At 68.1% G+C, this 26329-nt stretch carries 26 protein-coding genes; 4 read left to right on the top strand and 22 right to left on the bottom strand.

All coding sequences use genetic code 11. The features are described from left to right. Nucleotides 1-50 precede the first annotated feature (50 nt). The gene (locus tag BIZ42_RS10190) at nt 51-1346 is read right to left on the bottom strand and encodes an acetyl-CoA C-acetyltransferase (protein WP_156785725.1); all 1296 of its coding nucleotides are present in this window, start codon (nt 1344-1346) and stop codon (nt 51-53) included. Between the two features lie 92 nt (nt 1347-1438). Here BIZ42_RS10190 and BIZ42_RS10185 point away from each other — a divergent pair, with 92 nt between their 5' ends. After that, on the top strand, nt 1439-2326 hold the full coding sequence (locus BIZ42_RS10185) for a hypothetical protein (RefSeq protein WP_019184899.1): 888 nt from the start codon (nt 1439-1441) through the stop codon (nt 2324-2326). 133 nt (nt 2327-2459) lie between these two features. Here BIZ42_RS10185 and BIZ42_RS10180 read toward each other — a convergent pair whose 3' ends face one another. From BIZ42_RS10180 to glnA, 11 genes are all read right to left on the bottom strand, one after another. After that, complete coding sequence (locus BIZ42_RS10180; protein ID WP_070426368.1) at nt 2460-3095, bottom strand: superoxide dismutase family protein; 636 nt, start codon at nt 3093-3095, stop codon at nt 2460-2462. Between the two features lie 53 nt (nt 3096-3148). Further along, a complete protein-coding gene (locus BIZ42_RS10175) occupies nt 3149-3715 on the bottom strand; it encodes a superoxide dismutase family protein (RefSeq protein ID WP_070426367.1) in 567 nt (188 codons plus the stop codon). A 93-nt stretch (nt 3716-3808) separates the two neighbouring features. Continuing rightward, nucleotides 3809-5260, bottom strand: a complete 1452-nt coding sequence (gene ntrC, locus BIZ42_RS10170) for a nitrogen regulation protein NR(I) (RefSeq protein WP_070426366.1) — start codon at nt 5258-5260, stop codon at nt 3809-3811. Then, complete coding sequence (locus BIZ42_RS10165) at nt 5253-6311, bottom strand: ATP-binding protein (protein ID WP_070426365.1); 1059 nt, start codon at nt 6309-6311, stop codon at nt 5253-5255. Before BIZ42_RS10165 ends, ntrC begins: the two co-directional genes overlap by 8 nt. 54 nt (nt 6312-6365) lie before the next feature. Then, entirely contained in the window at nt 6366-6716 is a 351-nt protein-coding gene (locus BIZ42_RS10160) for a VOC family protein (RefSeq protein ID WP_070426364.1), read from the bottom strand. Between the two features lie 22 nt (nt 6717-6738). Next, the gene (locus BIZ42_RS10155; RefSeq protein WP_070426363.1) at nt 6739-7032 is read right to left on the bottom strand and encodes an immunity 53 family protein; all 294 of its coding nucleotides are present in this window, start codon (nt 7030-7032) and stop codon (nt 6739-6741) included. A gap of 5 nt (nt 7033-7037) precedes the next feature. Further along, entirely contained in the window at nt 7038-8153 is a 1116-nt protein-coding gene (locus tag BIZ42_RS10150; protein WP_237393595.1) for an MltA domain-containing protein, read from the bottom strand. A 59-nt stretch (nt 8154-8212) separates the two neighbouring features. Further along, nucleotides 8213-8962, bottom strand: a complete 750-nt coding sequence (locus BIZ42_RS10145) for an N-acetylmuramoyl-L-alanine amidase (protein WP_070426361.1) — start codon at nt 8960-8962, stop codon at nt 8213-8215. 141 nt (nt 8963-9103) lie between these two features. Next, nucleotides 9104-10537 carry an ammonium transporter gene (gene amt / locus BIZ42_RS10140; protein ID WP_070426360.1) on the bottom strand — a complete coding sequence of 478 codons (1434 nt, stop codon included), beginning with the start codon at nt 10535-10537 and terminating at the stop codon, nt 9104-9106. Nucleotides 10538-10555: 18 nt separating this feature from the next. Further along, complete coding sequence (locus BIZ42_RS10135) at nt 10556-10894, bottom strand: P-II family nitrogen regulator (protein WP_019184907.1); 339 nt, start codon at nt 10892-10894, stop codon at nt 10556-10558. 349 nt (nt 10895-11243) lie between these two features. Then, nucleotides 11244-12653: a type I glutamate--ammonia ligase gene (gene glnA / locus BIZ42_RS10130; RefSeq protein ID WP_019184908.1), complete on the bottom strand. Its 1410-nt coding sequence runs from the start codon at nt 12651-12653 to the stop codon at nt 11244-11246. 223 nt (nt 12654-12876) lie between these two features. On the opposite strand from glnA, the gene BIZ42_RS10125 reads away from it, so the two are divergent. Continuing rightward, a complete protein-coding gene (locus BIZ42_RS10125) occupies nt 12877-13671 on the top strand; it encodes an undecaprenyl-diphosphate phosphatase (protein WP_026070060.1) in 795 nt (264 codons plus the stop codon). 71 nt (nt 13672-13742) lie between these two features. Next, entirely contained in the window at nt 13743-14567 is an 825-nt protein-coding gene (locus BIZ42_RS10120) for an META and DUF4377 domain-containing protein (RefSeq protein WP_070426359.1), read from the top strand. A gap of 140 nt (nt 14568-14707) precedes the next feature. Here the strand turns inward: BIZ42_RS10120 and BIZ42_RS10115 are convergent, their stop codons facing one another. The 9 genes from BIZ42_RS10115 to BIZ42_RS10075 form a co-directional block, all read right to left on the bottom strand. After that, nucleotides 14708-15319, bottom strand: a complete 612-nt coding sequence (locus BIZ42_RS10115) for a YbhB/YbcL family Raf kinase inhibitor-like protein (protein ID WP_070426358.1) — start codon at nt 15317-15319, stop codon at nt 14708-14710. A gap of 10 nt (nt 15320-15329) precedes the next feature. Then, nucleotides 15330-17399 carry a tetratricopeptide repeat protein gene (locus tag BIZ42_RS10110; RefSeq protein WP_070426357.1) on the bottom strand — a complete coding sequence of 690 codons (2070 nt, stop codon included), beginning with the start codon at nt 17397-17399 and terminating at the stop codon, nt 15330-15332. A gap of 60 nt (nt 17400-17459) precedes the next feature. Next, nucleotides 17460-18455, bottom strand: coding sequence for an alpha/beta fold hydrolase (locus BIZ42_RS10105; RefSeq protein WP_026070062.1), 996 nt, complete (start codon nt 18453-18455; stop codon nt 17460-17462). A gap of 56 nt (nt 18456-18511) precedes the next feature. Next, nucleotides 18512-19303: a lysophospholipid acyltransferase family protein gene (locus BIZ42_RS10100; RefSeq protein WP_019184914.1), complete on the bottom strand. Its 792-nt coding sequence runs from the start codon at nt 19301-19303 to the stop codon at nt 18512-18514. A gap of 181 nt (nt 19304-19484) precedes the next feature. Next, nucleotides 19485-19922 (bottom strand): hotdog fold thioesterase, encoded by a 438-nt coding sequence (locus tag BIZ42_RS10095; protein WP_070426356.1) that lies wholly within the window; start codon nt 19920-19922, stop codon nt 19485-19487. A gap of 25 nt (nt 19923-19947) precedes the next feature. Further along, nucleotides 19948-21981 carry a phospholipase D family protein gene (locus BIZ42_RS10090; protein ID WP_019184916.1) on the bottom strand — a complete coding sequence of 678 codons (2034 nt, stop codon included), beginning with the start codon at nt 21979-21981 and terminating at the stop codon, nt 19948-19950. Continuing rightward, nucleotides 21978-22535 (bottom strand): YceI family protein, encoded by a 558-nt coding sequence (locus tag BIZ42_RS10085; protein ID WP_051010531.1) that lies wholly within the window; start codon nt 22533-22535, stop codon nt 21978-21980. The genes BIZ42_RS10090 and BIZ42_RS10085 overlap by 4 nt, the downstream gene beginning before the upstream one ends. A 42-nt stretch (nt 22536-22577) precedes the next feature. Further along, complete coding sequence (locus tag BIZ42_RS10080; protein ID WP_070426355.1) at nt 22578-23054, bottom strand: histidine phosphatase family protein; 477 nt, start codon at nt 23052-23054, stop codon at nt 22578-22580. Between the two features lie 13 nt (nt 23055-23067). Next, nucleotides 23068-23700 (bottom strand): ParA family protein, encoded by a 633-nt coding sequence (locus BIZ42_RS10075; RefSeq protein WP_019184919.1) that lies wholly within the window; start codon nt 23698-23700, stop codon nt 23068-23070. Between the two features lie 132 nt (nt 23701-23832). Here BIZ42_RS10075 and BIZ42_RS10070 point away from each other — a divergent pair, with 132 nt between their 5' ends. Beyond that, the gene (locus BIZ42_RS10070) at nt 23833-25317 is read left to right on the top strand and encodes an AAA family ATPase (RefSeq protein ID WP_070426354.1); all 1485 of its coding nucleotides are present in this window, start codon (nt 23833-23835) and stop codon (nt 25315-25317) included. A 26-nt stretch (nt 25318-25343) separates the two neighbouring features. Here BIZ42_RS10070 and BIZ42_RS10065 read toward each other — a convergent pair whose 3' ends face one another. After that, nucleotides 25344-26276, bottom strand: coding sequence for an AEC family transporter (locus BIZ42_RS10065; protein WP_070426353.1), 933 nt, complete (start codon nt 26274-26276; stop codon nt 25344-25346). Between the last annotated feature and the right edge of the window lie 53 nt (nt 26277-26329).

Below are 26329 nucleotides of genomic sequence, written 5' to 3'. Positions count from 1 at the left end.
AAAAGAAGGCCGCCCTTGGGCGGCCTTCTTCGTTCCATCCAGCGGGGCGATCAGCGCTCGACGATCGCCACCACGCCCATGCCGCCGGCGGTGCAGATCGAGACCAGCGCGCGGCCACCGCCGCGTTCGGCCAGCTGCTTGGCCGCCGTGGCGATCACGCGGGCGCCGGTGGCGGCGAACGGGTGGCCGGTGGCCAGCGAGGAGCCCAGCGGATTGATCTTGGCCGGATCGATCTTGCCCAGCGGCGCCTCCAGGCCCAGCCGGTTGCGGCAGTAGTCTTCGCTTTCCCACGCGCGCAACGTGCACAGCACCTGTGCAGCGAAGGCCTCGTGGATTTCGTAGAGATCGAAATCCTGCAGGGTCAGGCCATTGCGCTTAAGCATCTCCGGCACCGCGATGGTCGGCGCCATCAGCAGGCCTTCGCCGTGTACGAAATCAACGGCCGCCACCTGCGAATCACGCAGGTACGCCAGCGGCTCGTGGCCATGCGCGCGCGCCCACTCTTCGCTGGCCAGCAGCACCGCCGAGGCGCCGTCGGTGAGCGGGGTGGAGTTGGCGGCGGTCAGCGTGCCGCGGCCGGAGACCTTGTCGAAGGCCGGCTTCAGCGTGGCCAGTTTTTCCAGCGAGGTATCGGCGCGCAGGATGTTGTCGCGCTCCACGCCGCGGAACGGCGCGATCAGGTCGTTGAAGAACCCGCGCTCGTACGCGGCGGCCAGCTTCTTGTGCGAGGACACCGCCCACTCATCCTGCGAGTCGCGGGAGATGTTCCACTCCTTGGCCATGTCTTCGCAGTGGTCGCCCATGCTCTTGCCGGTACGCGGCTCGGCCACGCCCGGGAATTCCGGCTTGAGTTCACTCAGCTTGAAGCCGCGGGTCAGTGCCTTGAGCTTGTCGCCGGTGCTCTTGGCGCGGTTGGCCGCCAGCAGGCGCGCACGCAGCTTCTTGCCGTAGACGATCGGCACATCGGAGGTGGTGTCCGAGCCGCCACCGATGCCCGAGTCGATCTGGCCCAGCGCGATCTTGTTGGCCACCGCAATGATGGTATCCAGCGAGGTGCCGCAGGCACGCTGCATGGTGATGCCCGGGGTCAGCGGGGACAGGCCCGAGGACAGCGTTGCTTCGCGGCCCAGGTTCCAGTCGCTGGAGTGCTTGATCACCGCGCCCATCGCCACTTCGCCCAGCTGCTGGCCGTGCAGGCCGAAGCGCTCGACCAGCGCACCGAGTGTGCGCACCGACATACCGAGATTGCCGACGTCCGAATAAGCCGTGTTCTGGCGACAGAACGGAATGCGGACGCCGCCGAGGATGGCGACGGAACGGGCGTTGGGCATGGAGATACCTGGCATGGGAGGGGTGTCTGCAACATGGCCTGCACGAAGGAGCAGGCATAATGGGGCCAAGTGTAGCTGCCGCCCTGTGATGGGCCAACCGTGAAACCATGAGCAAACCCGACCACGGCATGAATGCCATTGGCGTACTGGCATTGGAACTGGCCGGCGGCGACGCCCCGCGCCATGCCGCGCTGTCCTCCGAACAGGCTGGTGAACTGGCCGAACGCGTCGGCCGCGATCTGGCCAAGCTGGTGCCCGGCGTCAGCGGGCTGGACTTCGTGTTCGCCGGCGCCCACTTCGATCCGGCGGAAATCCTGCGTCCGGGCTGGCCGGTGCACCGGCGCCTGGAAGAACTGCAGATGCGCGCCCCGGGCCGCAACCAGGGCCCGCGCGTGCTGGCCTTTGGTGCCGGCGCCGATGGCGACGTACCGCTGCCGTTCCAGGCTGATGCCAGCCTCACCGGCGGCGGCCTGCGGGTCGTCCCGTTCCTGCTGACGGGCACTGAAGTCGCCCAGACCCAGGCCGTGGCCGAGGCGCTGGAAGACGTGCTGCTGGCCCAGGGCATGGCGCAGGCCGATACCGCGCTGCAGGCCCAGAACGCCTTCGGCGCGCAGATCGAACACGCGCGCTATTTCACGGTGAATGATCTCGCCGCGATGATGTCGATGCAGTACGACAACCAGGGCCTGGCGATTCTGTGGCCGCTGATCGAAACCGCACTGATGGCACCGCACGTGGAAGAGTGGCTGGATGCCGCGCCGGAGCCGCTGCTTCGATACGCTGACGGCGAAGTGCGTATGGCGCTGTTCGATCCCGCCGGCTGGTGCGCGTACTACAACCACGGCACCGGCGACTGTGATCGCTTGCAGGGCATCTACGATCAGTACCTGATCCGCCAGCGGCAGATGGCCGCCGTGCTGGAAGCGCACGGCCTGCCGGTGCTGTTCGTACATTGCGAAGCCGGGCAGGACGCGCGCGAGCTGCTGGCCCGCTGACGGTAGTGCCGGCCGCTGGCCGGCTCCTCGGGAAAATCGATATCGCTCATGGCAGCCACGCATGGCGTGGCTCGACCAACGTTCAAAAAAAACGCCGGCGTTCGCCGGCGTTTTTCGTCAGATACGGCCCGGGTTACGGGGCCGCTTTGATCACCGCGCAGGCCAGGCGTGCGCCGGCATTGCCGGTCGGCTGGGTCTTGTAGTCGTCCGCGTCGGCATGGACGATCAGGCCGCGGCCAATGATGTCGAAATCATCACCCTTGCCGATGTTGACGTTGGTCGAGACCGGGGCGTCGACCACGGCGTTGCCCTGGGCATCAGCCTTGATGTTGGGCATGTCGCCACCGTGATGCGGTTCGCTGGCGACGCTGCCGTGGTCCTGCTTACCCGGGTTGAAGTGGCCGCCGGCGCTGGCGCCGTCCGGCGCGCTGCAGTCGCCCTTCTCATGGATGTGGAAGCCGTGCTCGCTGTTCGGCTTCAGGCCGCTGACCTGGCCTTTCACATGAACCTTGCCGTCAACGATGCTGAAGGTCACGTTGCCTTTGACGTCATTGCCCTGGGTCGGCGCAAGGTCGGCACTGGCAGTGTGGTTGGCATGGGCCTCACTGGTCATCGCCGGCGGTGCCTCGGGGGTCGCTTCGGCCGTCGGCTGGGACGCGGTGGCTTCGGCAGCCGGCGTGGCTTCCGGGGTGGTGTCGGCCGGCTTGTTGCAGGCGGTCAGGCCGAGCGCGGCAATGGCCGCGAACAGCGTGGTGTGGATCAGGCGCATGTGGATCTCCTTGCGGGTAGCGTTGGAAGAAACGGCGTCGTGGGACGGCGCGATCAGCGCACGACCCGGATGACGCCGCAGGCAATTCGGGCGCCGGCGTTGCCGGCCGGCTGGCTGCGGTAATCGTCGGCATTGGCATGCACGATCAGTGCACGCCCGGCGATATCGGTGGCTGCGCCGCCGCCAAGGGTAACCGCTGGCAGGCGGATGTCGACGTTGACGCGTCCCTGCGCATCGGCACGCAGGTTGTCCATGTCACCGGCGTGGTGCGCGCCGGCACTGTTGCGGCCGTGCGGCTGCCCGGCCGGATTGAAATGCGCACCGGCGCTGCTGGCATCGACCGCACTGCAGTCGCCGCGCTCATGCACGTGGAACCCGGCCACCTGCAGCGGCTGCAGGCCACCGATGACACCGGTGATGTGTACGCCACGTGCATCGGGCACCAGCGCAAGGCGCCCACTGACCAGGCTGGCCGAGGCGGGCGACAGATTGGCCTCTGCCATCTGCGCGGTGCTGACCACCGGCACGACGGGGGCGGCGGGACGCGGCGGCGGTGTGCTGCCACAGGCGGCCAGACCGACCGAGATCGCCGCAGCGAGGACGACATGGGAACTGCGCATGGGAAGACTCCTTGATTGCAAACTAACCGTGTGCTCGTCCACAGGCCATGAAAGCGGCCCGGACATGGCGCACACGCGGTGTGGACATGCGGTTCATCCGCCGCGCCGGCGCCCGGCGCCGAGCTTGCGGGTGAGCGTGTTTCGACCCATGCCCAGCCGCGCGGCCGCCTCGGCACGGCGGCCGTGGGTGATCTGCAGGGCGGCTTCGAGCAGGGCCTGGTCGACCCGGTCACGCACCTGGGCGTGCAGGCCTTCGGCACCTTCGGCCAGTCGCTGGCGCGCCCATGCCGAGAGCAGCGTTTCCCACTGCCCCGGATCGCCGGCACTGCGCGCGCGCGGCGCACCGGCACTGCGGTGCAGCGCGCTGTCCACGTCGGCCACGCCGATGCTGTCGGCGGCGGCAAGCGCGGCCATGCGCCAGCACACGTTTTCCAGCTCCCGTACGTTGCCGGGCCAATCGTGTTCGCGCAGCGCCTGCAGCGCGGCGGCAGTGAGCCGCTTGGGCGGCGTATCCAGCTTGTGTGCCGCGGCCGCGAGGAAGGTCTCGGCCAGCTGCGCGATGTCGTCGCGACGCTCGCGCAGCGGCGGCAACCGCAGCCGCACCACATCCAGCCGGTGCAGCAGGTCGGCACGGAAGCGACCCTGCGCCACCAGCGTTTCCAGGTCCTGGTGGGTCGCGGCGATCACGCGCACATCCACGCGGATCAGCTCACGCCCGCCGACGCGGAAGAACTCGCCCTCGGCCAGCACGCGCAGCAGTCGCGTCTGCAGCGGCAACGGCATGTCGCCGATTTCATCCAGGAACAGCGTGCCGCCATTGGCCTGTTCGAAACGGCCGATGTGGCGGCGCTGGGCACCGGTGAACGCGCCTGCCTCGTGGCCGAACAACTCGCTTTCCAGCAGTTCGGACGGAATGGCCGCGGTATTGAGTGCGACGAACGGGCCCTGCACGCGCGGCGACTCATGGTGCAGCGCATGCGCGACCAGCTCCTTGCCGGTGCCGGTCTCGCCATTGATCAGCACCGACAGCGGTGCCTGCGCCAAGCGCCCGATCGCGCGGAACAGCGCGCGCATCGCCGGCGTATCGCCGACCAGCTGCGGACGCTGATCGGGCGGCGTCGTGCTGGCGGTCTCGCTCGGCTCGGCCAGGGTGACATCCGGCGCGGGCAGCACCCGCTGCGCCAGCGCGACCGCATCATCCAGATCGAACGGCTTGGACAGGAATTCCTGCGCGCCACCGCGGAAGGCACCGGCCGTGCTCGCCACATCGGTATAGGCCGACATCACGATCACCGGCAGCTGCGGATGCGCCGCCTTGAGCTTGTCCAGCAGGACCAGCCCGTCATCGCCGGGCATGCGGACATCGGTGAACAGCAGATCCGGTGGCGGCTGCTCGGACAGCATCGCCAAGGCGGCCGCCGCGCCGTCGAACCCTTCGACGCGGTAGCCGGCCTCACGCAGCGCGGTGCACAGCACGAAGCGCACCGCGCGGTCATCGTCGACCACCCAGACGCGCTGGGCGGTGGTATCGACCTGGTCAGCCATGGGCGGCGGTGTCCTCGGCGGGGGTGCCCTGCCCGATCGGCAGCAGCACGGTGAATACGGTGTGGCCCGGGCGCGAGCGGTAGGTCAGGGTGCCGCGGTGCTCGCGCGCGACCTGCTGGGCCAGCGCCAGGCCCAGCCCGGTGCCCTCGGCACGACCACTGACCAGCGGCAGGAACAGGTGCTCGGCCAGGTCTTCGGGCACGCCACGGCCGTCATCGGCGATTTCCAGCCGCAGCGCCAGCGGGTGCAGCTGATCGGTGATGCGCACGCCGTGCTCCACGCGCGTGCGCAGGGTGACGGTGCCCGCACCGGCCTGGATCGCATTGCGGACCAGGTTCCACACGGCCTGGGTGAGGCGGTCGGCATCGCCATCGAACTCGGGAATGCTGGGGTCGTAATCGCGCTGGATCCGGACCGCCCAGCCACCCTCGCTCTCGGCCAGGCGCAGGACGCGCTCCAGCGAGGCATGGATATTGAGCGGTGCGTGCGGCGCGGCCGGCGCGGGCGACAGCAGCTGCTCGAGCAGGCCGTTCAGGCGCTCGATCTCCGAGCCGATCAGCTCGATCAGTTCGCGCTCGTCCGGATCGCGCTGCGCGTTGCGCCGCGCCAGCAGCTGGGCCGCGCCCTTCAAGCCGGCCAGCGGATTGCGCAGCTCGTGCGCCAGGCCCTTGAGCGCGGCACTGAGTGCGCTGGGCAGCGCCTGGGTGGGGTCCAACCCCGGGAACTCATCGACCGGATGCGCCTCCAGCAGCCAGCCGCCCTCGTCCCAGCGGCTCAGCCACCCCTCGGCAAAACGGGGCGCATCGCCCGGCAGCGCCAGGGCCAGCCGGTGCAGGCGCAGGGTGTCGCGCTCATCGCGGGCAAGGAAGTGGGCCAGGGCGTCGCCCTGTGCCTCCAGCGAGGCCAGCGGCTGGCCCAGCAGGCGCCGCACGCTCACGCCCAGCCAGCGGGCAAAGGCGGGATTGCAGCCCACCACACGGCCGCTGGCGTCGGCCCAGGCGACCGGGGTGCCGAGGGCGTCGAGGGCGGGAGGCGGGAGCGCGGTGGTCATTGCACCAATGTAGTGCAAAACGGCAGGCCTGTTGATCCCGGTTTCCTGCCTCGCTCATGCATGCTGCAGGATGTTGACCAGCCGGCCCAACGGATCGCGGAGGTAGAACCGACGCACGCCCCACGGTTCGCTGGCTGGGCCATAGGCGATGGGGAGGTTGGCCGCGTGCACCCGACGAAGCACTTCGTCCAGATCGTCGACCTCGATGGAGAGATCGGGCACGGCGGTACCGGCGCCGCCTTCGGACGCCACACTCACCTGGACGGTCATATCCGCGGATCCCGCATAGGTGCGGATCCAGCCGTGATCCATGACCAGCGCCAGGCCGAGGATGTCCCTATAGAAACTGTCCGCGGCGGCCGGATCGGACGCGGCGATGTTGGCGATGATGCGTTTGACCTTCATGAATCCTCCGGGCAATCGATCGCTAGGCCTCAGCCCAGCTGAGAAATACACCAAGCAACTCAGTCAGGTTCCCGATACCACCGCTCGCTACAAACTGCGACTTCTCAACCGTGCAGATAATCCAGTCGGCATCATCTTCCGAATCCCCGCGGCTGATTGATGCAAAGGGCTTTTGCTCAAGCTCCGTCTCGATGAGATCAATGCAGACGTGCCAGCCGGGGTTATCAAGGGTGTCGATAGTGACCCCGAACGTATGCTCCCAGTCCTCGTTGCACTGCCTTCGATACCAGTGCTGGAGTCGCTGCAGTTCATCCATCGGTGTCACTCGCTCTTGTCAGGCGCCTTCGGCAGCGCCACACCCTTCGGCCACAGCATCCAGATCGTGCCCTTCTGCTTCATGTGCCCCGCCAATTCGCCGGCGGCATCGCCGGTGCCCCAGAACAGGTCCGCGCGGACCTCGCCGGTGATGGCACCGCCGGTATCCTGCGCGGCGACCGGGCGCACCAGGGCGGTGCCGTCCGGGCGCGTGGTGGACAGCCACAGCAGGCTGCCCAGTGGCACGACGTTGCGGTCCACCGCGACGCTGTAGCCGGCGGTCAGCGGCACGTTCAACGAGCCGCGCGGGCCTTCGTCGCTGTCCGGGCCGCGGGTGAAGAACACATAGCTGGGATTGCTGGCCAGCAGTTCGGGCACGCGGGTCGGGTGGGCATCGGCCCAGGCGCGGATGGCGGCCATGCTGACGTCGGCCTGCTTCAGCTCACCCTGCTCCACCAGCCAGCGGCCGATGGGGCGATAGGGATGGCCGTTCTGGTCGGCGTAGGCGATCCGCAGCTGACGGCCATCGGCCAGCTGGACGCGGCCCGAGCCTTGGATCTGCAGGAACTGCAGGTCCATCGGGCTGGTCAGCCAGGCCAGTACGGGTGCCTTGACGCCGTTCGCGGCGATCCGCGCGGCATCGTCATACGGCTTGAGCACGCGCCCTTCCACGCGTCCGCGCAGGCGCTTGCCCTTGAGTTCGGGATAAAGACTCTCGAGCTGGACGCTGATCATGTCGTCGGGCACACCGTACACCGGCACCGCCGCCTTGGCGGTGCGGGTGAGGCTGCCGGCATAGATCGGCTCGTAGTAACCGGTGATCAGGCCATCGGCCCGGTTGCCACCGGCGCGCAGGGCATAGACGTCGAGATTCGCCTGCAGGAACTGGCGGATGGCGGCCGGCGTGGTGGCAACCTTGGCGGCCGCGGCGCAGGTGGGTGCCCAGTTGGCCTCTGTCTTCAGGCGCGGGCAGGCACTGCGCCAGGCGGCGAAGCCGGCCTGCAGATCGGCGTCCGCGACGGCGGGCAATGCGTTCCAACTCGTCTTTGCGTAGGTGCTGGTGGGCACGGTCGCTGGCGATGACGCAGGGCGCTGCGGCGCGACCGCGCAGGCGCTCAACATGGCCAACCCGACCCCCGACAGCGCGGCGTGCTTGAGTGCCTGGCGAAGGGAATCGGACTTCATGGGCGGCGTTCCTGTTGCAGCAGCAGCGAGTGCAGGATGCGGGCGTCTTCGGCATCAAGATCTGCGGGAAGATCGTCGCGCCCGCGGAAGCGGCGATGGAAGGCGCCGACGGCGGCCGCCCGGTCGTCCATCGGGTAGCCGAAGGCCTGCAGGGCCATCCAGGCATCAAAGCCGGCCGGTGCCGGGCCATCGGCTGCGCGCGGCCATACGCCGAAACCGGCTTCGGCCAGTTGCTGCCACGGGAAGAAACGGCTGGGATCCTGCTTGCGCGAGGGCGCCAGATCGGCATGCGCGATGATCTGGCTGGGCGGAATGCGCAGGCGCGTGCACAGGTCATCCAGCAGGCGGATCAGGGCCGCGATCTGTGCCGGTGCGAACGGCGTGTCGCCATCGTTGTCGATCTCGATGCCGATCGAGGCCGAGTTGAGATCGGTGATCGTCCCCCAGCGACCGGGACCGGCATGCCAGGCGCGCCGGTCATCGCCGACCAGTTGGTAGATGTGGCCATCGGCCCCGACCAGATAGTGCGAACTGACCTTGCCGCCGCTGTTGGCGCTGCGCAGCGTGTTCAGGCTCTGCTGCACGGAATGCTGATCGGTGTGGTGCAGCACGATCACCACCGGCGCGCGCGCGTTGTGGTTCGGCGACGGCACCCAGGTGGCGAGCGGGCTGCGGACCTCGGTGCTGGCGCAGGCGGCGAGCAGCAGAAGGGCGAGCAGTGCGAGGGAAGTACGGGTCACGTGCATGCCTGCATTGTGCGTGATTGCACGATCAGCTGCCAAAGCACGGTAATGCCCGGCAGGCGCCCACAAAAAACCGGCGACCCGAAGGCCGCCGGCAAAGGTAGAACATCTCTCTCTCGTTTCTAATGCGGTATCGCGCGCGGATCAGGCCTCGTAGGCCGACTCGCCGTGCGAGGTGACGTCCAGGCCGGTGCGCTCTGCTTCTTCGGTGACGCGAAGGCCAAACACCATGCGCACCACCAGCAGGATCAGCACGGTGGCTACGGCACACCAGACGATGGTGAAGCCGACGCTGACCAGCTGCACCCACACCTGGTGGCCGATATCCAGGTCGGCCTTGGTGCCGCCCAGCGACTCGGCACTGAACACACCGGTGAGCAGTGCACCGACGATGCCGCCGATGCCGTGCACACCGAACACATCGGCGGTGTCATCGACCTTGAGCAGGCGCTTGAGACCGGTGACGCCCCAGACGCAGACCACGCCGGCGACCAGGCCGATCACGATCGCGCCCAGCGGGCCCACGGTGCCGCAGGCCGGGGTGATGCCGACCAGGCCGGCGACGGCGCCGGAGGCAGCGCCCAGCGCGGACGGCTTGCCCTTGCTGACCGCTTCGACCAAGGTCCAGCCAAGCACCGCGGCGGCGGTGGCGAGGATGGTGTTGATGAAGGCCAGCGAGGCGACGGTGTCGGCGGCGGCCGCCGAGCCGGCGTTGAAGCCGAACCAGCCCACCCACAGCAGCATCGCGCCGATATAGGTGAACGGCACGTTGTGCGGCTTCAATGCGGTCTGGCCGTAGCCGATGCGCTTGCCCACGAAGTAGGCGCCCACCAGGCCCGCCACGCCGGCATTGATGTGGACCACGGTGCCACCGGCGAAGTCGATCGCGCCCATTTCACCGAGATAGCCGCCGCCCCACACGATGTGCGCCATCGGGATGTAGCTCAGGGTGAACCACAGGGCCGAGAACAGCAGCACGGCCTTGAACTTGATGCGCTCGGCGAACGCACCCACGATCAGTGCGGTGGTGATGCCGGCGAAGGTCGACTGGAAGGCGACGAACAGGTAGTCCGGCAGGCCGGCGATCGGCGTGTTGCCGACGGTATCCGGGCCGAAGCCCTTGAGGAAGGCGAACTCGGTGAACGAGCCGAAGAAGGCGTTGCCTTGGCTGAACACCGCGCTGTAGCCATAGGCCACCCACAGCATCAGCACCAGCGAGAACACCACCAGGATCTGGCTGAGGATGGACAGCACGTTCTTGGAGCGCACCAGGCCGCCGTAGAACAGGGCCAGGCCCGGCACCACCATCAGCAGCACCAGCAGGGTGGAGGTGAGCATCCAGGCGACATCGCCGTGATCGAACGTGGCCGCCGCGGCGGCTTCGGCGACCGGGGCGGCCGTGGCTTCCGGCGTGGCCGGCAGCGGCTCGACCGCGACCGTCTCCGACGGTGCCGGGGTGACCTGGGCCTGGGCGTGTGCACTGCTGGAGAAGGCACCGACGGCCAGCGCGCTGAGCAGCATCATCAGGCACACGGCATGGAACCGGGCTTGCCACCCGGTGAACAAAGAGGTCTTCATTGTGGGCTCCGAGTGGGGTTAGAGCGCGTCAGCGCCGATTTCGCCGGTGCGGATGCGGACGACCTGTTCGACCGCGGTGACAAAGATCTTGCCGTCGCCGATCTTGCCGGTGCCGGCCGCGGTCTGGATGGCCTCGACCACGGCCTCCAGGCGATCGTCGGTCACGACGGTCTCGATCTTGATCTTCGGCAGGAAATCCACGACGTACTCCGCGCCGCGATACAACTCGGTGTGGCCCTTCTGGCGCCCGAAGCCTTTGACTTCGGTCACGGTGATGCCCGACACGCCAGCGTCGGAGAGGGCCTCGCGGACCTCGTCGAGCTTGAACGGCCGGATGATGGCGGAGATCAGTTTCATGCGCATATCCCGATGGTGGATGGAACCGGCCCGCGTGGGGCCGATGTCAGGTCAACCGGCGGCCACTTGCACATGGCCGCCGGTCGTTGCGCCGAACGTTGCATGGGCCACGCCGTTGCCGACGCCCGAAGGGCGACGCCAGCGGTGACGCGGGAGGGAGGAAGGGCCCATGACACGCGTCCGGTCTCTCTTGCCCCTGGTGGTGGAGCGGACCAACGGTCCGCTCTACCTTCTGCAGCGGACCAACGGTCCGCTCTACAACATGGTCGCCTTGCCGGCTCCCCAGCCGGAAAAGCGGCGACGATGACGAAGGGTGGGAGGGAAATCCTTCGTCATCGTCACCTGTTGCTCAGTTCGCGTAGTACATCTGGTACTCGAGCGGGTGGGTCGCCGCGCGGAACTTGGTGACTTCCTGCATCTTCAGTGCGATGTAGCCGTCGATGAAGTCGTCGCTCATCACGCCACCGGCCTTGAGGAACTCGCGGTCCTTGTCCAGCGCTTCCAGGGCCTGGTCCAGCGAGGAGCAGACCTGCGGGATCAGCTTCTCTTCTTCCGGCGGCAGGTCGTACAGATCCTTGTCGCTCGGTGCGCCCGGGTCGATCTGGTTCTTGATGCCGTCCAGGCCGGCCATCATCAGCACGGTGAAGGTCAGGTAGCCGGACTGGATCGGATCGGGGAAGCGCATTTCGATGCGGCGCGCCTTCGGGTTGGACACCCACGGAATGCGGCACGAGGCGGAACGGTTGCGGGCCGAGTAGGCCAGCATCACCGGGGCTTCGAAGCCCGGGACCAGGCGCTTGTAGCTGTTGGTGCCGGAGTTGGCGAAGGCATTGATCGCCTTGGCGTGCTTGAAGATGCCGCCGATGTACCACAGCGCCAGCTGACTCAGGCCGCCGTAGCCATCACCGGAGAACAGGTTGGTGCCGCCCTTGGAGAGCGACTGGTGCACGTGCATGCCGCTGCCGTTGTCGCCGACCAGCGGCTTGGGCATGAAGGTGGCGGTCTTGCCGTTGCGGTGGGCAACGTTCTTGATGACGTGCTTCATGCGCAGCAGTTCATCGGCCTTCTGCACCAGGGTGCTGAACTTGGTGCCGATCTCGCACTGGCCGGCGGTCGCCACTTCGTGGTGCTGCACTTCCACTTCGATGCCGACCTGTTCCAGGGTCTTGCACATTTCCGCACGCAGGTCGTGCAGCGAATCGGTCGGCGGGACCGGGAAGTAGCCGCCCTTGACGGCCGGACGGTAGCCGCTGTTGGCGCCGTCGTACTTGTCACCGGTGCTCCAGGCCGCTTCTTCGGAATCGATCTTGAAGAAGGTGTGGCCCATGTCGTTGGCGAAGCGGACCGAATCGAAGATGAAGAACTCCGGCTCCGGACCGAAGAAGGCCTGCTCGGCGATGCCGGAGGACTTCAGGTAGGCCTCGGCGCGCTTGGCGATGCCGCGCGGGCAGCGGCCGTACGGCTGCATGGTGGCCGGATCGAGGATGTCGCAGCTGATGACCAGGGTCGGGTCGGCGTAGAACGGGTCGATGTAGGCGCTGGACGGGTCCGGCAGCAGGACCATGTCCGACTCGTTGATGCCCTTCCAGCCGGCGATCGAGCTGCCATCGAACATCTTGCCTTCTTCAAACAGCGACGGCTCCACGATGCTGACCGGGAAGGTGACGTGCTGCTCGATACCACGCATATCGACGAAACGCAGGTCGACGAACTCGATCTGGTTGTCCTTGATCAGCTTCTCAACATTTTCCACGGACATCGGTGAAACCTCAGATGGGTGATTGCCTGAGTGGATAGAGCAATCCCCGTGCCAACTTTTCAGACTTCACAAACCCTTGATTTCACTGGGCTGCCCGCCCCCGCGGTGCACGCCCATCCGCACCAAAATAGTGCACGCCCTGCACCACGCACACATTTGGTGCGGGACGCGGATGTTTTATGCTGCCTCCCGATTTCACCCATTCCGAGCCCCAGCCCCCCCGATGTCCGACCTGCTCTCCGCCCTCCTTCTGGGCATTCTTGAAGGCCTCACCGAATTCCTGCCGATCTCCAGCACCGGCCACCTGCTGATCGCCCAGCACTGGTTGGGCGCACGCTCGGACTTCTTCAACATCATCATCCAGGCCGGCGCGATCCTGGCGATCACGCTGGTGTTCCGGCAGCGGCTGTGGACCCTGGCGACCGGCCTGCATGAGCGCGCCAACCGCGATTACGTGCTCAAGCTCGGCACCGCCTTCCTGGTCACCGCCGTGGTCGGCCTTCCGGTCCGCCTGGCCGGCTGGGAACTGCCGGAGACGGTCACGCCGGTGGCCTGGGCACTGATCATCGGCGGCCTGTGGATGATCCTGGTGGAGGCCTACACCGCACGCCTGCCCGAGCGCGATGAGGTGACCTGGAAGGTCGCCATCCTGGTCGGTGTGGCGCAGGTGGTGGCCGGTGTGTTCCCGGGCACCTCGCGGTCGGCGGCGGCGATCTTCATCGCAATGCTGTTCGGCCTGAGCCGCCGCGCGAAAGCCACCGAGTTCGTGTTCCTGGTCGGCATCCCGACCATGTTCGCCGCCAGCGGCTATGCCTTCCTGGAACTGGCCAAGGACGGCAAGCTCGCCAGTGAGAACTGGACCGACGTCGGCGTGGCCTTCCTTGCCGCGGTCGTCACCGGCTTCATCGTAGTGAAGTGGTTGCTGGGCTACATCAAGTCGCACAAGTTCACGGCGTTCGCGGTCTACCGCATCGCACTGGGCGCGGCCTTGCTGCTCTGGTTGCCCGCTGGCAACTGAACGGCCCGGCGCCGGCCTGACCCCGTTGGGGGCGCGCCGGCGTTTTTCCCCAGGTTCCCAAGGAGATGTACATGAAACGCACCCTGATGCTGATGCTGCCGCTGGCCCTGATGGCCGCCTGCAGCAACCCTTCCACCGCCCCGGCCGGCCGCGATGACCTCGCCCCGGCACCGACCGCCGCCGCCGACCAGGCTGCCGTGGCCCGCCTGGATGTGCAGCGCCTGCAGGGCAGCCATTGGCGCCTGGAATCGGCCACCGATGCCAACGGCAAGCGCATCGATGCGCTGTTCGCCCGCGCCGACAAGCCGGTCACGCTGGACTTCAAGGATGACCGCATCGCGATCAGCAACACCTGCAACCGCATGGGCGGGGGCTACACGCTGGCCGATGGTTCGCTGACCGTCTCGCCGATGGCCTCGACCATGATGGCCTGCACCGACAAGAACCTGATGGCGCTGGACCAGGCCGTGGGCAGCCGCCTGGAGGGCGCGCTCAAGACCGAGCTGGGCGATGCCGGCCAGCTGACCCTGCGTACCGCCAACGGCGATGTGCTGGTGTTCACCCCGGAGCCGACCGCTGAGACCCGCTACGGCGGCGAAGGCGAAACGGTGTTCCTGGAGGTGGCCGCGCAGACCAAGCCGTGCCCGCACCCGCTGATCCGCGACAAGCAGTGCCTGCAGACGCGCGAGATCCGCTACGACGCCAACGGCATCAAGCAGGGCGAGCCGGGCGAGTGGCAGAACTTCTACGACGTCATCGAGGGCTACACCCACGAAGACGGCGTGCGCAACGTGGTGCGCGTGAAGCGCTACACGATCGCCAACCCACCGGCCGATGCCTCGTCCAACGCCTACGTGCTGGACATGGTGGTCGAGTCGGCGAACGAGAAGAAATAAGAACGCAGAAGGGCGGCCGCTGGCCGCCCTTCTTCATCCTGTAGTGCCGGCCGCTGGCCGGCTCCCGACAGCGCAGTACCGACCAACGGTCGGTACCTACCGGATGTGGTGACGACCAACGGTCGGCACCCACCGGGGGATCACGCCAGCGCCGGGTTCAACGTATACGTGCCATGCAGCGATGCTTCGGCCAGCACGTGCCCCTGCATCGCATGCAGCACATCGGCAGCGGTAAACGGCGTGGGCAGCTCCAGCTGCGCCACGTCCAGCGCGAACACGCGGAAGAAATAGCGGTGCACGCGCTCGTCGTTGAACGGCGGGTAGGGGCCGTCATAGCCCAGGTACTGGCCGGCCATGTCCGGATTGCCGGCGAACCAACCGGTGAAATCGTTCAGGCCCTGGCGGCTGCCTTCCGGGCCGGCCGGCTGGGTCTTGCCGCGCACGGTGAAGCCGTCGCTGCAGCTGCCCGCGGCCAGCGCACGCACATCGGCGGGGATATCGGCCATCGCCCAGTGCGCGAAGTGGGCACGCGGTTGATCGCGTGGCACCGTGCAATCCTGGCGGCCGACCGTATCGGGCACGGTCGGCACATCCGGATCGATGCACAGCAGCGCGAACGACCGGGTGCCGGCCGGCACATCGTGCCAGGCCAGCTGCGGATTGCGGTTGGGGGCGAAGCCTTCGGCATCGCCGGCCGCGAAAGTGGCGGCGATCGGTTGGCCGTTGGTGATGCTGTCACTGCTCAGATGCATACAGGTGTCCTCATTCTTCCGGGTAACCCAGGCGCACCGCGACCGAGGTCAGCAGCGCGAACGCCGGCCCCATTACCTCGCGGTAATCGCGCCAGTGGCCGGGGGCCATGCGGGCCGGGCCCAGCGTACCGGCCGGCGGGAAACGCATGCCGAAGTGGGCACCGAGGTACTCGGCCATCGCCTGCGGATCGTTGCCGATCTCGTCGATCTTCAACAGCGCGTGCGGGTACAGGCTCTGCTCGTGCAGGGTGGCGACCTGGGCCAGCGCACGCGCCAGCCATTCTGCCGCTTCGTGCACCGAGGTCACCGCGAGCGGGGCCGGGGCACTGAAGGCGATCCACTCCAGCAGCATGTCGCGCGGGTCGCGCAGCACGATGACAAGGCGTGCCTCCGGCAGCTGGGGGCGCAGCGCCCACAGCAGCGCGTTGTCCCACCACAGCAGCCAATCGATCACCGCCCCGTCGGCGATGCCCCGGGCCGGCAACTGGCTGCGCCACTGCTCCACCAGTGCCTCGGGCGTGAGCTTGCCGGTCGAGAGCTCCTGCAGCGTGTGATAGCGCTGGAAGGGATCGTTGGGCGGCGTCGGCCCGAAGCGGTCACCACGCATCACCGGGCTGGCGGCGGCCATCGCGGCGACCACGCGTTCAACGCCGGAGCCGGGTGCGCCCCAGATGAACAGCGGGGCGATCGCATTGTCTTCAGCCACCGGCGCAAGGTCCGGCCAGCTCAGCGGTGCCTTGGCCTGCGGCGGCAGGGGCAGGCGCTGCGGCGCCTCGGCCGCATGCAGCTCGACCCACGTCCGCAGCGCATCGTGGTACTGGCCGGCACGGTCCTGCACAGAGCCCAGCCAGGCGCGCAGCCCCGCCCGGGCATCCTCCGGGGCCGTGTCCAGCAGCGCCTGCACGCGCGCGATCGCGGCAGCCGGCTCACGCGTGAGCAGTCCATCGACCAGGCGCACTTCACCGGAAACCCGGCCCGGCTCCAGCGCGACGATGCGCTCGGCCACGGCCTCGGCCTGGTCGGCTTCGTTGTTCATGTCGTGCAGGCGCAGACGCGTTTCCAGTGCCGGCAGGTGCTCCGGCATGGCCTGCAGCCAGCGTTCGCCCACGGCCACCGCTTCCGGGCCACCCACCGGTTCCACGGTAAGGCGCGCCATCCACAGGTCATGCACCTCGGGATGATCGGCCAGGGTCGCATCCAGCGTCTCGCGGGCCTGCTGTTCACGGCCCAGGCGCTGCCACGCCATCAGCAGCAGCTGCAGCGTGTGCCGATCGGAGGGCCACTGCGCCAGCACCGGCAGCAGGTGCTCCAGCGCCTGCAACGGCTGGCCGGCCTGCAGTTCGAGCTCGCCGGCCAGGCGGCGCATGGCCGGCGTATCGCCGCCGGGCACGGCCAGGATCTGGCGCATCATGTCCGCTGCGCTCTCCAGGTTGCCCTGGCGCAGCGCGAGCTGGACGACCAGCCCCTGCAGGGCGGTGGTGGCCGGATTCAGGGCAAGTACCCGGCGGAAGGCCTGCTCGGCGAAGGCCAGCATGTCCTTGCCCAGGTAGGCAAAGCCCAGTGCGTAAAGCACCCGGGCATCATCCGGCAGCGCCTGGCTGGCCGCCGAGAGCTGGGCCAGCGCGCGATCCACCTCACCCCGGCGCAGCGCGACCATGCCCGAGAGGGCGGCCAGTTCCGGATGTTCCTCATCCACGCGCAGGCCCAGGCGGGTCAGGCGGTCGGCGTCGTCCACGTCATTGCGGGCCAGCGCCAGGTGCGCCTGCATCACGTACGCGGACAGTTCGTTGGGGTTGAGTTCGGCGGTGCGGTCCAGCGCCGAGCCGGCCGCGTCGAACTGGCGCAGGGCCAGCAACAGGCCGGCCTGCTGCAGATGCAGGTCGGCGTTGTCCGGCGCCAGCGTCAGGGCCTGCTGCAGGCTGGCCAGCGCGTCATCGAACTGGCCCTGCTGCTGCAGCGACAGCGACAGCCAGCGGTGCGCCTGCGGCTGCTCCGGCTCGGCCGCGATCCACTCGCGCGCCAGCTGCACGGCGTCGTCCACCGCATTGCGGCGCAGGGCTTGGAGAATCTGGTCTTGCATGACGGTCCGAACTCGAGGGCAAACCACGATTGTAGCGGGGCCGGCCGGCCAGAACGGTTGTCAGGCCGGCGTGTTCGCCTCGATCCGCAGCCGCTGGGCCACCCAGCGCTCGGAGAAGCCATCACCACGCCAGTTTTCCAGGAAGCCGCAGTGGCCACCCCAGGGGGCGATTTCCAGGTGGGCGTGGGCCGGCAGCCGCCAGCCGTTGAAGGTGGCGAACGGGATCACCGGGTCATCCTGCGCCATCAGGATGTCGGCCGGCACCTGCAGCCCGGCCAGGCGGTCGCCGGCGATGGAATACCCATCGAAGTAGGCCTGCAGCGAACCGAACTCGGTGTGGTGCTCGACCAGCCAGGCGGTCAGCGCGCGGATGTCCAGCTTGAGCACGCGGTCGTCCCAGTCGCTCAGCTCGGGGAACAGATCGCGCTTGCGACGCAGCGAGCCGGCCCATTTGCGCCGGAAGTACCAGTCGTACATCGCCGGGCCGTTCTCGATGCTCTCCATCGTGATCGCCGGGTCCAGCACCGGGCACACCGAGGCCACGCGGCGCAGCGGCACGCCGGCCGAGGGCGCGCGCAGGGCCAGGCGCAGCACGAAGTTGCCGCCCAGCGAATAGCCGGCGGCGACCAGCGGCAGCTCGGGCCAGCGGCGGGCGATGTCACCGGCTGCGTGCACCACTTCATCGATGCGGTTGGAGTGGAAGATGCCCGGGTTGAGGTGGTGGGTATTGCCATGGTCGCGGAAATTCAGCCGCACCACGTCGTAGCCCTCTTCCAGCAGCCGCGCGGCGGTCATGCGCATGTAGCTCGATTCGGCACTGCCTTCCCAACCATGCAGCAGCAGCGCCATGCCGACCGGCTGGCGCCCCTGGAGGTAGCTGTGCCAGCCCTGCAGGCGCACGCCCTCACCGCCATCGAGGATCAGCTCGTCGGTGTGCGCGCCGGTCGCCGCCAGCAGCACCAGCCCGCGCTGCATCCGCATCCGGCTCGAGCTGAGCATCGACTGCAGGTGCGGGTTGCGCAGCCAACGCGGGGGGTGATAGTCGGCAGCGGTCAACATGGGCGCGAGCCTGCTCCCGGCCGCGACGCTGGCGTGTGAAGGACCACCACCGCTTACTCGGCGGACATGGCCGCCAGGATGCGCGCGCGCGAGGTTTCCGCGATGCGGCGACGGCCTTCCAGATCGTGGGTATCAATGGGCGCGAGGAAGTGCACCTCGGCCCGCCGTGCCGGCTCTCCCAGCAGACGCAGGAAGTTGGCGAAGAAACTCTCTTTCGGGCCGAACGCGACAATGGTCTGCGCGTCACCGCGCCAGCCGTAGCGCAACGCGACCGGCTGCACCGGGACCTGGGTCTCGACCGCGGCCTGGAAGATGCGCGCATGGAAGGGGCCGACTTCATGGCCACCGCGGGTGCGCCCTTCCGGGAACACGCCCACTGCCTTGCCCTCGCGCAGGCGCACGACCATTTCCTGCATCACCCCACCCAGCGACTCGGTGCTGCCGCGCTGGTGGAAGATGGTCTGCCCGCGCGCGGCCAGCCAGCCGACCACCGGCCAGCCGGCGATCTCCTGCTTGGCCACGAAACCCATCATGCGCTGGCTGTGCAGCATCGAAATATCGACCCAGCTGACATGGTTGGCCACGAACAGCACCGCACCCGGCAGCGGTGTGCCGATCCGGTGCAGGCGGAAGCCGAAGATCCACATCAGCCCGCCCGACCAGGCGTTCACCGCCGCATGCTCGAACGTGCGCTGGCCCACGCGCACGCGCCCCCACGGCGGCAGCATGGCGATCAGCAGCATCGGCAGGAACAGCAACAGGTGGACCAGCAGCAGCGGTACGCGGTACAGGTAACGGCACACACGCGCCACGCCGCCACGTGAGGCCGGAGTGGGGGAATTCATCCGCGAACGATACCCGAGCGCCGCAGGCTCTGCCAGCGGAATCCGGACAAATCGATGGCAGGCCCAAGCCAGCCGCCGCACGCTGTCAAGCCAACGGCCACCGGCGGCACAACGGCCGTGCGCACATGCGCCGGCGCACTGTCATGAGCCACGCAACACAGCATCCGTGCCATGCGTGCGATCAGCCCGGGCGCACCGCGGGCACCACCGCCAGGGTCAACCGCGACGTGCAGACCAGCTTGCCGGCCGCGTCCTCGATGCGGATGTCCCACACCTGGGTGCTGCGCCCCACATGGACCGCACGCGCGGTGCCGGTGACCGTGCCGGCGCGCACCGCGCGGATGTGGTTGGCATTGATCTCCAACCCGACGCAGACCTCGCTGGTGGTATCCACGCACAGGTTGCCGGCGCTGCTGCCGAGGGTTTCGGCCAGCACGACGGAAGCTCCGCCATGCAGGATGCCGTACGGCTGGCGGGTGCGTTCGTCCACCGGCATGGTGGCGCTGATCCAGTCCTCGCCCGCGGCGGTGAACACGATGCCCAGGTGCTCGATGAGCGTGTTGCGGCTGAGCGTGTTGAGCGCCTGGATCGACACCGCGTCGCGGAATACCTGGGGCATGCAGCTTCTCCGTGGGGTTGCAGATTTACAGAATCGGAACCAGCCCGGCGCCGAAGGCGGTGAGCATGCGCACCAGCAGCCACTTCGGCCCGACATTCACCTCGGGGAAATCCCCGACGGCGACATAGCAGGTGTGGAAGGCCGGGTCCTGCCGCTTGAGCGGATCCGGGCACTCGGGCCCGGGCTGGAACTCGTAATCGGTGGCGTAGCGCCACGGCCAGAAATCGAGCACGGGCAGCGCCTCGGAGGCCTTGCCGACACTGTAGTTCAGGCCGGACAGGACCGGCGGCTTGGCACGCGGCGCGACCACCCAGGAGTTCTGCGGGTGGATGTCGCGCAGGATGCTCTGCGCCAGCGCCTCGGCGAACACCGGGTCATCGATGATCACCGCGCCTTCGGTGTTGTAGTTCTCGCTGCGCGGGTCGAAGTTGTGGGTGCCGATCACGCCGATGCGGCGATCCACCACCATCGATTTGGCGTGCAGGCCCATGCGGGCGCCCTTGCGGGTGACCGGCAGCGGCTTGTTGACCGCCTTGGTGCCCAGGAACGAGGGCCGGGTTTCAGCACGCAGCACGCGGCGCTCCACTTCGCTGCCATCGGTACTGCGGCGGCGCCCGCTGGCGCTGTTGCGGTCGGCATTGCCACGACGCGGGCCATCGCTGGCACGGCCGTCGCTGCCAGCGCGCGCATTGCTGCCGGCCGCGCTGCCCCCGAGCAGACTGCTGCGCTTGCCCTGCGACGGCGGCGCCTCGGAACCCAGCGGTGCCGGCAGCAGGTTGCGGTAGTCCACCGGGGCATCGAGCGGGAACGGTTTGAACTCGTAGATGTTGAACCCGAGCTCACGCAGGTTGCGGCGTTTGTACTTGTAGGACAGCGCGTAGACGATCGGGTTGTCGGTGGCGGCCAGGCTGTTGGTGGACACCACCACGCGCGGTGCCTGCTCGCGTTTGCGCAGGTCGCGGAACAGGCGCTGCGCCGGCTTGGACAACACCAGGTACGGCGTCTGCAGCAGCACTTCGGACTGTGCGCTGGCGATCAGCGCATCCAGCTGCGGCTCGGTCACGTGCTGGCCGTTGGCCGGCTGGCTGGCACGTTCGCGGCGATGCTTGCGCGGCAGATCGGCGACGTACTGCACCGAGGCCACGGGCAGGGCGGTATCGACGAAGGTGCGGCGCACGTAGTCCGGATCGTCGGCCTCTTCACTGACCCGCTCGACCCGCTCGGGCCGCCGGAAGTCGGCCGGCGGCATGGCCGGCACGCCCTGGCGCAGCAGCGTGCGGCCGACATCGTTGAGGCGCTCGGCCGGAACACTGCGCGGCGCGCGCCAGAACGCATCGAAATTGGCGGCCATCTCACGCACTTCCGGGCCGGCCACGATCACATCGCGGTCGCGGAAGTTGTATTCGCTGTCCCAGTCGTAATAGTCGTCCTGGTAGTTGCGCCCACCGACCACGCCCAGTGCATCGTCGACCACCAGCAGCTTGTTGTGCATGCGCTGGTTGAAACGGCGGAAGCAGCACACCACGCTGGCGGCGTAATCGAAGTAGTTCAGGCGCGCCTTGCCGAAGGTCGGGTTGTAGACCCGCAGTTCGAAGTTGGCATGGCTGCCGGACAGGGCGCCGAGGATCTCCAGGTCGGAGATCGCCGAGAGCTGGTCGATCAGCACCCGCACCTTGACCCCGCGGCGTGCGGCCGCCTGCAGTTCGTCCAGGACCAGCCGGGCGCTGTCGTCCTTGTCGAAGATGTAGGTCTGCAGGTCGATGCTGCGCGTGGCGCTGCGGATCAGGTTCAAGCGCGCGACGAGGGAAACTTCCCCTTCGTCGAGGATGGTGGCGTAGTGGCGCGGCTGGCCGGCATGCGATTCGGCGAAGGCGCGGCCACCGAGGGCACGCAGCGGCGAATCCAGCGCGCAGCGGTCCGGCTGGGCGCAATCGACCACGGTCGAACGCGCCTGTACGGCGATGCCGGCGGCGCGGTCGCGCTCGGCGTTGGACAGCGAAGCACAGCCGCTGCCCAGCAACAGCGTTGCCAGCACCAACAGACGCAGCAATGGGTTCACGGTTTCGGCGCCTCGCTCAGACGCGCACGCAATACAAAGGTCACTCGATCACTCAGGGCAAGCTGCCAGCTGTCCATTCCATACCGGCCACGCTGGACGGTACCGCGGCTGACCACGTCGCAATCATACCCGGCCCGGGCACACTGCGGCGGCTCGACCCGGAGCGTTTCCGGGTGGCTGACCCCGCGCAGGATCAGCCGGCCCTGGATGCTGCCCCCCTTGTCGACCACCTCGGGCCAGTAGGGCAGCGAGTCGAACTCCACGACCGGGTAGCGGGCCGCGTCGAAGAACTCCTCGCCCCGCATCCAGCCGGTGTAGCGGGCCTTGCCGGGGATCTCGACATAGCGGGTGAACATCCGCAGGTGCACCTGGTGGCGACCGTCGGAGAGCACTTCGATGTTCCCTTCAAAGCGGGGGAAGATGCCCTCGATGCGCTGCCCCAGCCGCGTCCGGATCTCAAACCCGAAGCGCGAGGTGGCCGTATCGAAGGCAAGGGCCTGGCTGGTGGCGGCCGGCACCGACGACGGCGGGGCGGCATGGGCCGCCCCTGCCATCAACAGCAGCCCGACCCACGCCGCGCGGACTGCCCACACGGGTTACGGCCACCAGAAGGCGGTCAGGCTGGCCACACCCGGCTCGATGGCAGCCTCACGGTCGAAGGCCAGGACCGCGATTCCGCCCGGTGGCATGCCCCGGTAATCACTGCTGGTGCCTTCGCTCATCAGGGCGACCAGTTGTTCCAGGCCCGGGTTGTGCCCGACCACCAGCAGGCGGTCGACGTCCCGGCGCGCATCGATCAGCCCCATCAAGGTGCCCGGGGTGGCCTCGTAGACGGCATCCTCCAGGCGCTTTTCGACGAACCCGGTGATGCCCAGCACGGCCTCCAGGGTTTCGCGGGTCCGCCGCGACGGCGAGCAGAGCACGCAGTCGGGGAGCAGGTTGTTTTCCTTCAGCCAGCGGCCGGCGGCCTCGGCTTCGGCCAGACCGACCGGCGACAGCGGGCGGTCCAGATCGGCCTGGCCGGTGCTGGCGGCTTCGGCATGGGCGTGACGCAGCAGTATCAGTTCTCGCATGGGATCTCTCGTGTCAGGCTTTCTTCAGCCACTTCAACAGCGGCTCCCAGTCACTCTGGTGCTCGCGCACCTGGGCCGAGCGGTAGTCGAACAGACTCCGTCCCAGCCCGACCATCACCACATAGCTCTGGCTGTCGCGCAACTGCGCAACGACCTCGTAAGGCCAATCGGCCAACATCTGTATCGCCTGTTGCGAGGTCTGCGTCCAGGGTTTGGTGCGGTTGAGCACCAACCCGACCGGCAGGCTGCGGTCATGGACGCGGGCCACGCGCGACAGGCTGTTGAGGAAGCCGACGATCGCTTCGATGTCCAGCGCGGAAGGCAGCACGGGAACCACCACCGCATCGGCAACGTCAAGGAAATGCGGAATATCGTCGGCCATCGCACCGGCCGGCGCATCGATGATGACTTCATCGGTGCCGTCGGGAACCAGTCGTTCCCAGCTCTTTTTGCGGTACACGTCGATCGGCAGCACGGCGCTTTCCAGGACCGAGCGGCGTTGTGCCCAGCGTGTGCTGGAGCCCTGTGGATCGGCATCGGCCAGGACGGTCCGCTTGCCTTCCAATGCCGAATGCGCCGCCAGGTGGGTGGCGACGGTGGTTTTGCCCACTCCGCCTTTGGAACCGGCCACCAAGATCGTCTTCATGCAGGCCTCGCTTCCGGGGAACGTTTCCGCAGCCTACACCGGCGCCTGTGACGGAGATAGTCGCGGCGCTGAACCAGAACCGGCGCCCACGGCTTTGCTATCGTGGATGGTTCCAATGGACTGACCGCCCGCATGAGCGAACTACAGGACCTGAGCGCGCTGATCCGCGCCAACACGCCGCTGATCATCATCGAGACCCAGGATGAAGGCCGGGTGGTCGAGCTGTTCCGGCAGACCCTGATGCATGTCTGGCGCGCCCTGCACCGCTGGTCGATCACCGAGGGGCTGCGCCGGATCGACATGGACCGCGAGGACGACCCGGTCGGCCCGCCCGACGCCAGCGCGGCCCTGCAGATGATCCGCCAGGCCGAGCAGCGCGGCATCTACCTGCTGCTCGATTTCCATCCCTACCTGGGCTATGCCAGCCACCAGCGCGCCCTGCGCGACCTGATCCAACGGCGCCACTGCCAGGCCCACGTGCTGGTCCTGATCGGGGCCAAGGTGGAACTGCCGGCCGAGCTGGAAGCGCTGGCCACCCGTTTCAATCCGCGCCTGCCCGACCTCAACGCGCTGTTGAAGATGCTGCGCGAGGAAGCCGAAGCCTATGCCCGCGAACATGGCGGGCGGCGCGTGGAGGTGGACAACGAGGCGGTCCAGAAGATCCTGCACAACCTGCGCGGGCTGAGCCTGGTCGACGCGCGGCGGATCGCCCGCCAGCTGATCTTCGCCGACGGTGCGCTCAGCCAGGACGACCTGCCACAGCTGGCCCGGCTCAAGTTCGAGCTGCTCAACCGCGCCGGCCACCTGCACTACGAATATGACACCACCCGCTTCGCCGACGTGGCCGGTGCCAACCGGCTCAAGCGCTGGGTCAACCAGCGCCGCCCGGTCTTCCTCGGCGGCGCCGGCCCGGCGGGCCTGGACCCGCCCAAGGGCATGCTGCTGCTGGGCGTGCAGGGCTGCGGCAAGTCGATGCTGGCCAAGGCGACGGCCGCCGGTTTCGGCGTGCCGCTGCTGCGGCTGGATTTCGGCAGCCTGTATGACAAGTACCACGGCGAGACCGAGAAGAACCTGCGCGATGCGCTGGCCTCGGCCGAGCAGCTGGCGCCGTGCGTGCTGTGGATCGACGAGATCGAGAAGGGCCTGGCCAGTGGCGGCGAAGATGGTGGCGTCTCGCGCCGCGTGCTCGGCCATCTGCTGACCTGGCTGGCCGAACGCAAGGGCACGGTGTTCATCGTCGCGACCGCCAACCAGGTCCATGAGCTGCCGGCCGAGCTGCTGCGCAAGGGGCGTTTCGATGAGATCTTCTTCGTCGACCTGCCCGATGCCAACACCCGGGTGGAACTGCTGCGCCTGCACCTGGGCAAGCGCCAGCTCAACGCCGACGATTTCGCGCTGCCGGCGCTGGCGGCCGCGGCGGACGGATTCTCCGGGGCGGAGATCGAACAGGCGGTGGTCGCCGGGCTGTACGCCGCACACGCCGAATCACGCGGGCTGGATACCCAGCTGCTGATGCAGGAGATCCGCGGCAGCCGGCCGTTGTCGGTGCTGATGGCCGAGCAGGTCACCGCGCTGCGCGAGTGGGCCCGCGGGCGCACCGTCAGCGCGGACGCGTAGCGCCTGACCGTTGGCCGGCTGCCGGATCACGGCGATCCATGAAGTCCGGCCCCGCGCTGCAGCACCCACACCCACGCCGGCAGCGTCACCAGCGACAGCAGGATGCCGTAGCCGACGAGCGCGGCAGCCAGGCGCGGGGCCAGGCGATGTGACATCGCCAGCGCGGCGGCGGTGATCATGGTCGGCATCGCCGACTCCAGCACATTGGCCTGCAGCATTGCACCCTGCAGGCCGAACACCCACGAGATCGGCAGCGCCAGCGCCGGCATCACCAGCAGCTTCAACAGCAACCCGATGCCCAGTGGCTTGAGCTCGTCCAATGGCAGGCGCAGCTGGATCGAAAAACCGACCGCCAACATCACCAGCGGCAGCATCGCATCGGCCAGCTGCTTCAGCCCGGTGCCGATCCAGCCCGGCGGCTGCTCAGGCATCAAGGTCAGCGCGAACAGCAACGCCCACAGCGGCGGGAACTTCGCGATCCGCAGCAGGATCTGCGCGGCGGTGGGCGGGGTGTCGCCGCTGTAGCGCGCGATCACGTACAGACCAAAGGTGGACAGCAGCACGAAGGTGCCGAACTGGTCGTAGACCACCGCATAGGGCAGGGCGTGATCGCCGAGCAGCGCGCGTACCATCGGGTAGCCGATGAAGCTGGAGTTGGCCAGCGCCACGCAGATCAGCAGCACTGCATGCACATCGCGGGCAAAGCCGAACGCGCGCGTGGCCAGGCTCACCAGGGCGAGCGTGCACAGCATCAACAGCCACGGCGTGGCGACCAGCCCGATCAGGCTGGTGTCCAGATGCAGCCGCGGGACATAGATCAGCACCGCCGCCGGCAGGCACACGTACAGCACGATGCGGTTGAGCACATCGGCCGTGTTCTCCGGCAGCGCGCGCAGCCGCGAGAACGCCATGCCCAGGCCGAGCATGGTCAGGATCAGAGCGAATGCGTCGAAAGCCATCGCGACAGCCTAGCCCAATCGCCTGCATGGCACGTTCCGACCATGGTCGAAGC

Source organism: Stenotrophomonas sp. LM091, assembly GCF_001806305.1.
Lineage (GTDB): Bacteria > Pseudomonadota > Gammaproteobacteria > Xanthomonadales > Xanthomonadaceae > Stenotrophomonas > Stenotrophomonas bentonitica_A.
Note: the sequence above shows the minus strand (reverse complement) of the source record. Positions and strands in the feature narration are given on the sequence as shown.

Coding starts and splice junctions, on each gene's coding strand:
- BIZ42_RS10190 (WP_156785725.1), bottom strand. CDS start 1,346: ATGCCAGGTATCTCCATGCCCAACGCCCGTTCCGTCGCCATCCTCGGC.
- BIZ42_RS10185 (WP_019184899.1), top strand. CDS start 1,439: ATGAGCAAACCCGACCACGGCATGAATGCCATTGGCGTACTGGCATTG.
- BIZ42_RS10180 (WP_070426368.1), bottom strand. CDS start 3,095: ATGCGCCTGATCCACACCACGCTGTTCGCGGCCATTGCCGCGCTCGGC.
- BIZ42_RS10175 (WP_070426367.1), bottom strand. CDS start 3,715: ATGCGCAGTTCCCATGTCGTCCTCGCTGCGGCGATCTCGGTCGGTCTG.
- ntrC (WP_070426366.1), bottom strand. CDS start 5,260: ATGGCTGACCAGGTCGATACCACCGCCCAGCGCGTCTGGGTGGTCGAC.
- BIZ42_RS10165 (WP_070426365.1), bottom strand. CDS start 6,311: ATGACCACCGCGCTCCCGCCTCCCGCCCTCGACGCCCTCGGCACCCCG.
- BIZ42_RS10160 (WP_070426364.1), bottom strand. CDS start 6,716: ATGAAGGTCAAACGCATCATCGCCAACATCGCCGCGTCCGATCCGGCC.
- BIZ42_RS10155 (WP_070426363.1), bottom strand. CDS start 7,032: ATGGATGAACTGCAGCGACTCCAGCACTGGTATCGAAGGCAGTGCAAC.
- BIZ42_RS10150 (WP_237393595.1), bottom strand. CDS start 8,153: ATGTTGAGCGCCTGCGCGGTCGCGCCGCAGCGCCCTGCGTCATCGCCA.
- BIZ42_RS10145 (WP_070426361.1), bottom strand. CDS start 8,962: ATGCACGTGACCCGTACTTCCCTCGCACTGCTCGCCCTTCTGCTGCTC.
- amt (WP_070426360.1), bottom strand. CDS start 10,537: ATGAAGACCTCTTTGTTCACCGGGTGGCAAGCCCGGTTCCATGCCGTG.
- BIZ42_RS10135 (WP_019184907.1), bottom strand. CDS start 10,894: ATGAAACTGATCTCCGCCATCATCCGGCCGTTCAAGCTCGACGAGGTC.
- glnA (WP_019184908.1), bottom strand. CDS start 12,653: ATGTCCGTGGAAAATGTTGAGAAGCTGATCAAGGACAACCAGATCGAG.
- BIZ42_RS10125 (WP_026070060.1), top strand. CDS start 12,877: ATGTCCGACCTGCTCTCCGCCCTCCTTCTGGGCATTCTTGAAGGCCTC.
- BIZ42_RS10120 (WP_070426359.1), top strand. CDS start 13,743: ATGAAACGCACCCTGATGCTGATGCTGCCGCTGGCCCTGATGGCCGCC.
- BIZ42_RS10115 (WP_070426358.1), bottom strand. CDS start 15,319: ATGCATCTGAGCAGTGACAGCATCACCAACGGCCAACCGATCGCCGCC.
- BIZ42_RS10110 (WP_070426357.1), bottom strand. CDS start 17,399: ATGCAAGACCAGATTCTCCAAGCCCTGCGCCGCAATGCGGTGGACGAC.
- BIZ42_RS10100 (WP_019184914.1), bottom strand. CDS start 19,303: ATGAATTCCCCCACTCCGGCCTCACGTGGCGGCGTGGCGCGTGTGTGC.
- BIZ42_RS10095 (WP_070426356.1), bottom strand. CDS start 19,922: ATGCCCCAGGTATTCCGCGACGCGGTGTCGATCCAGGCGCTCAACACG.
- BIZ42_RS10085 (WP_051010531.1), bottom strand. CDS start 22,535: ATGGCAGGGGCGGCCCATGCCGCCCCGCCGTCGTCGGTGCCGGCCGCC.
- BIZ42_RS10080 (WP_070426355.1), bottom strand. CDS start 23,054: ATGCGAGAACTGATACTGCTGCGTCACGCCCATGCCGAAGCCGCCAGC.
- BIZ42_RS10075 (WP_019184919.1), bottom strand. CDS start 23,700: ATGAAGACGATCTTGGTGGCCGGTTCCAAAGGCGGAGTGGGCAAAACC.
- BIZ42_RS10070 (WP_070426354.1), top strand. CDS start 23,833: ATGAGCGAACTACAGGACCTGAGCGCGCTGATCCGCGCCAACACGCCG.
- BIZ42_RS10065 (WP_070426353.1), bottom strand. CDS start 26,276: ATGGCTTTCGACGCATTCGCTCTGATCCTGACCATGCTCGGCCTGGGC.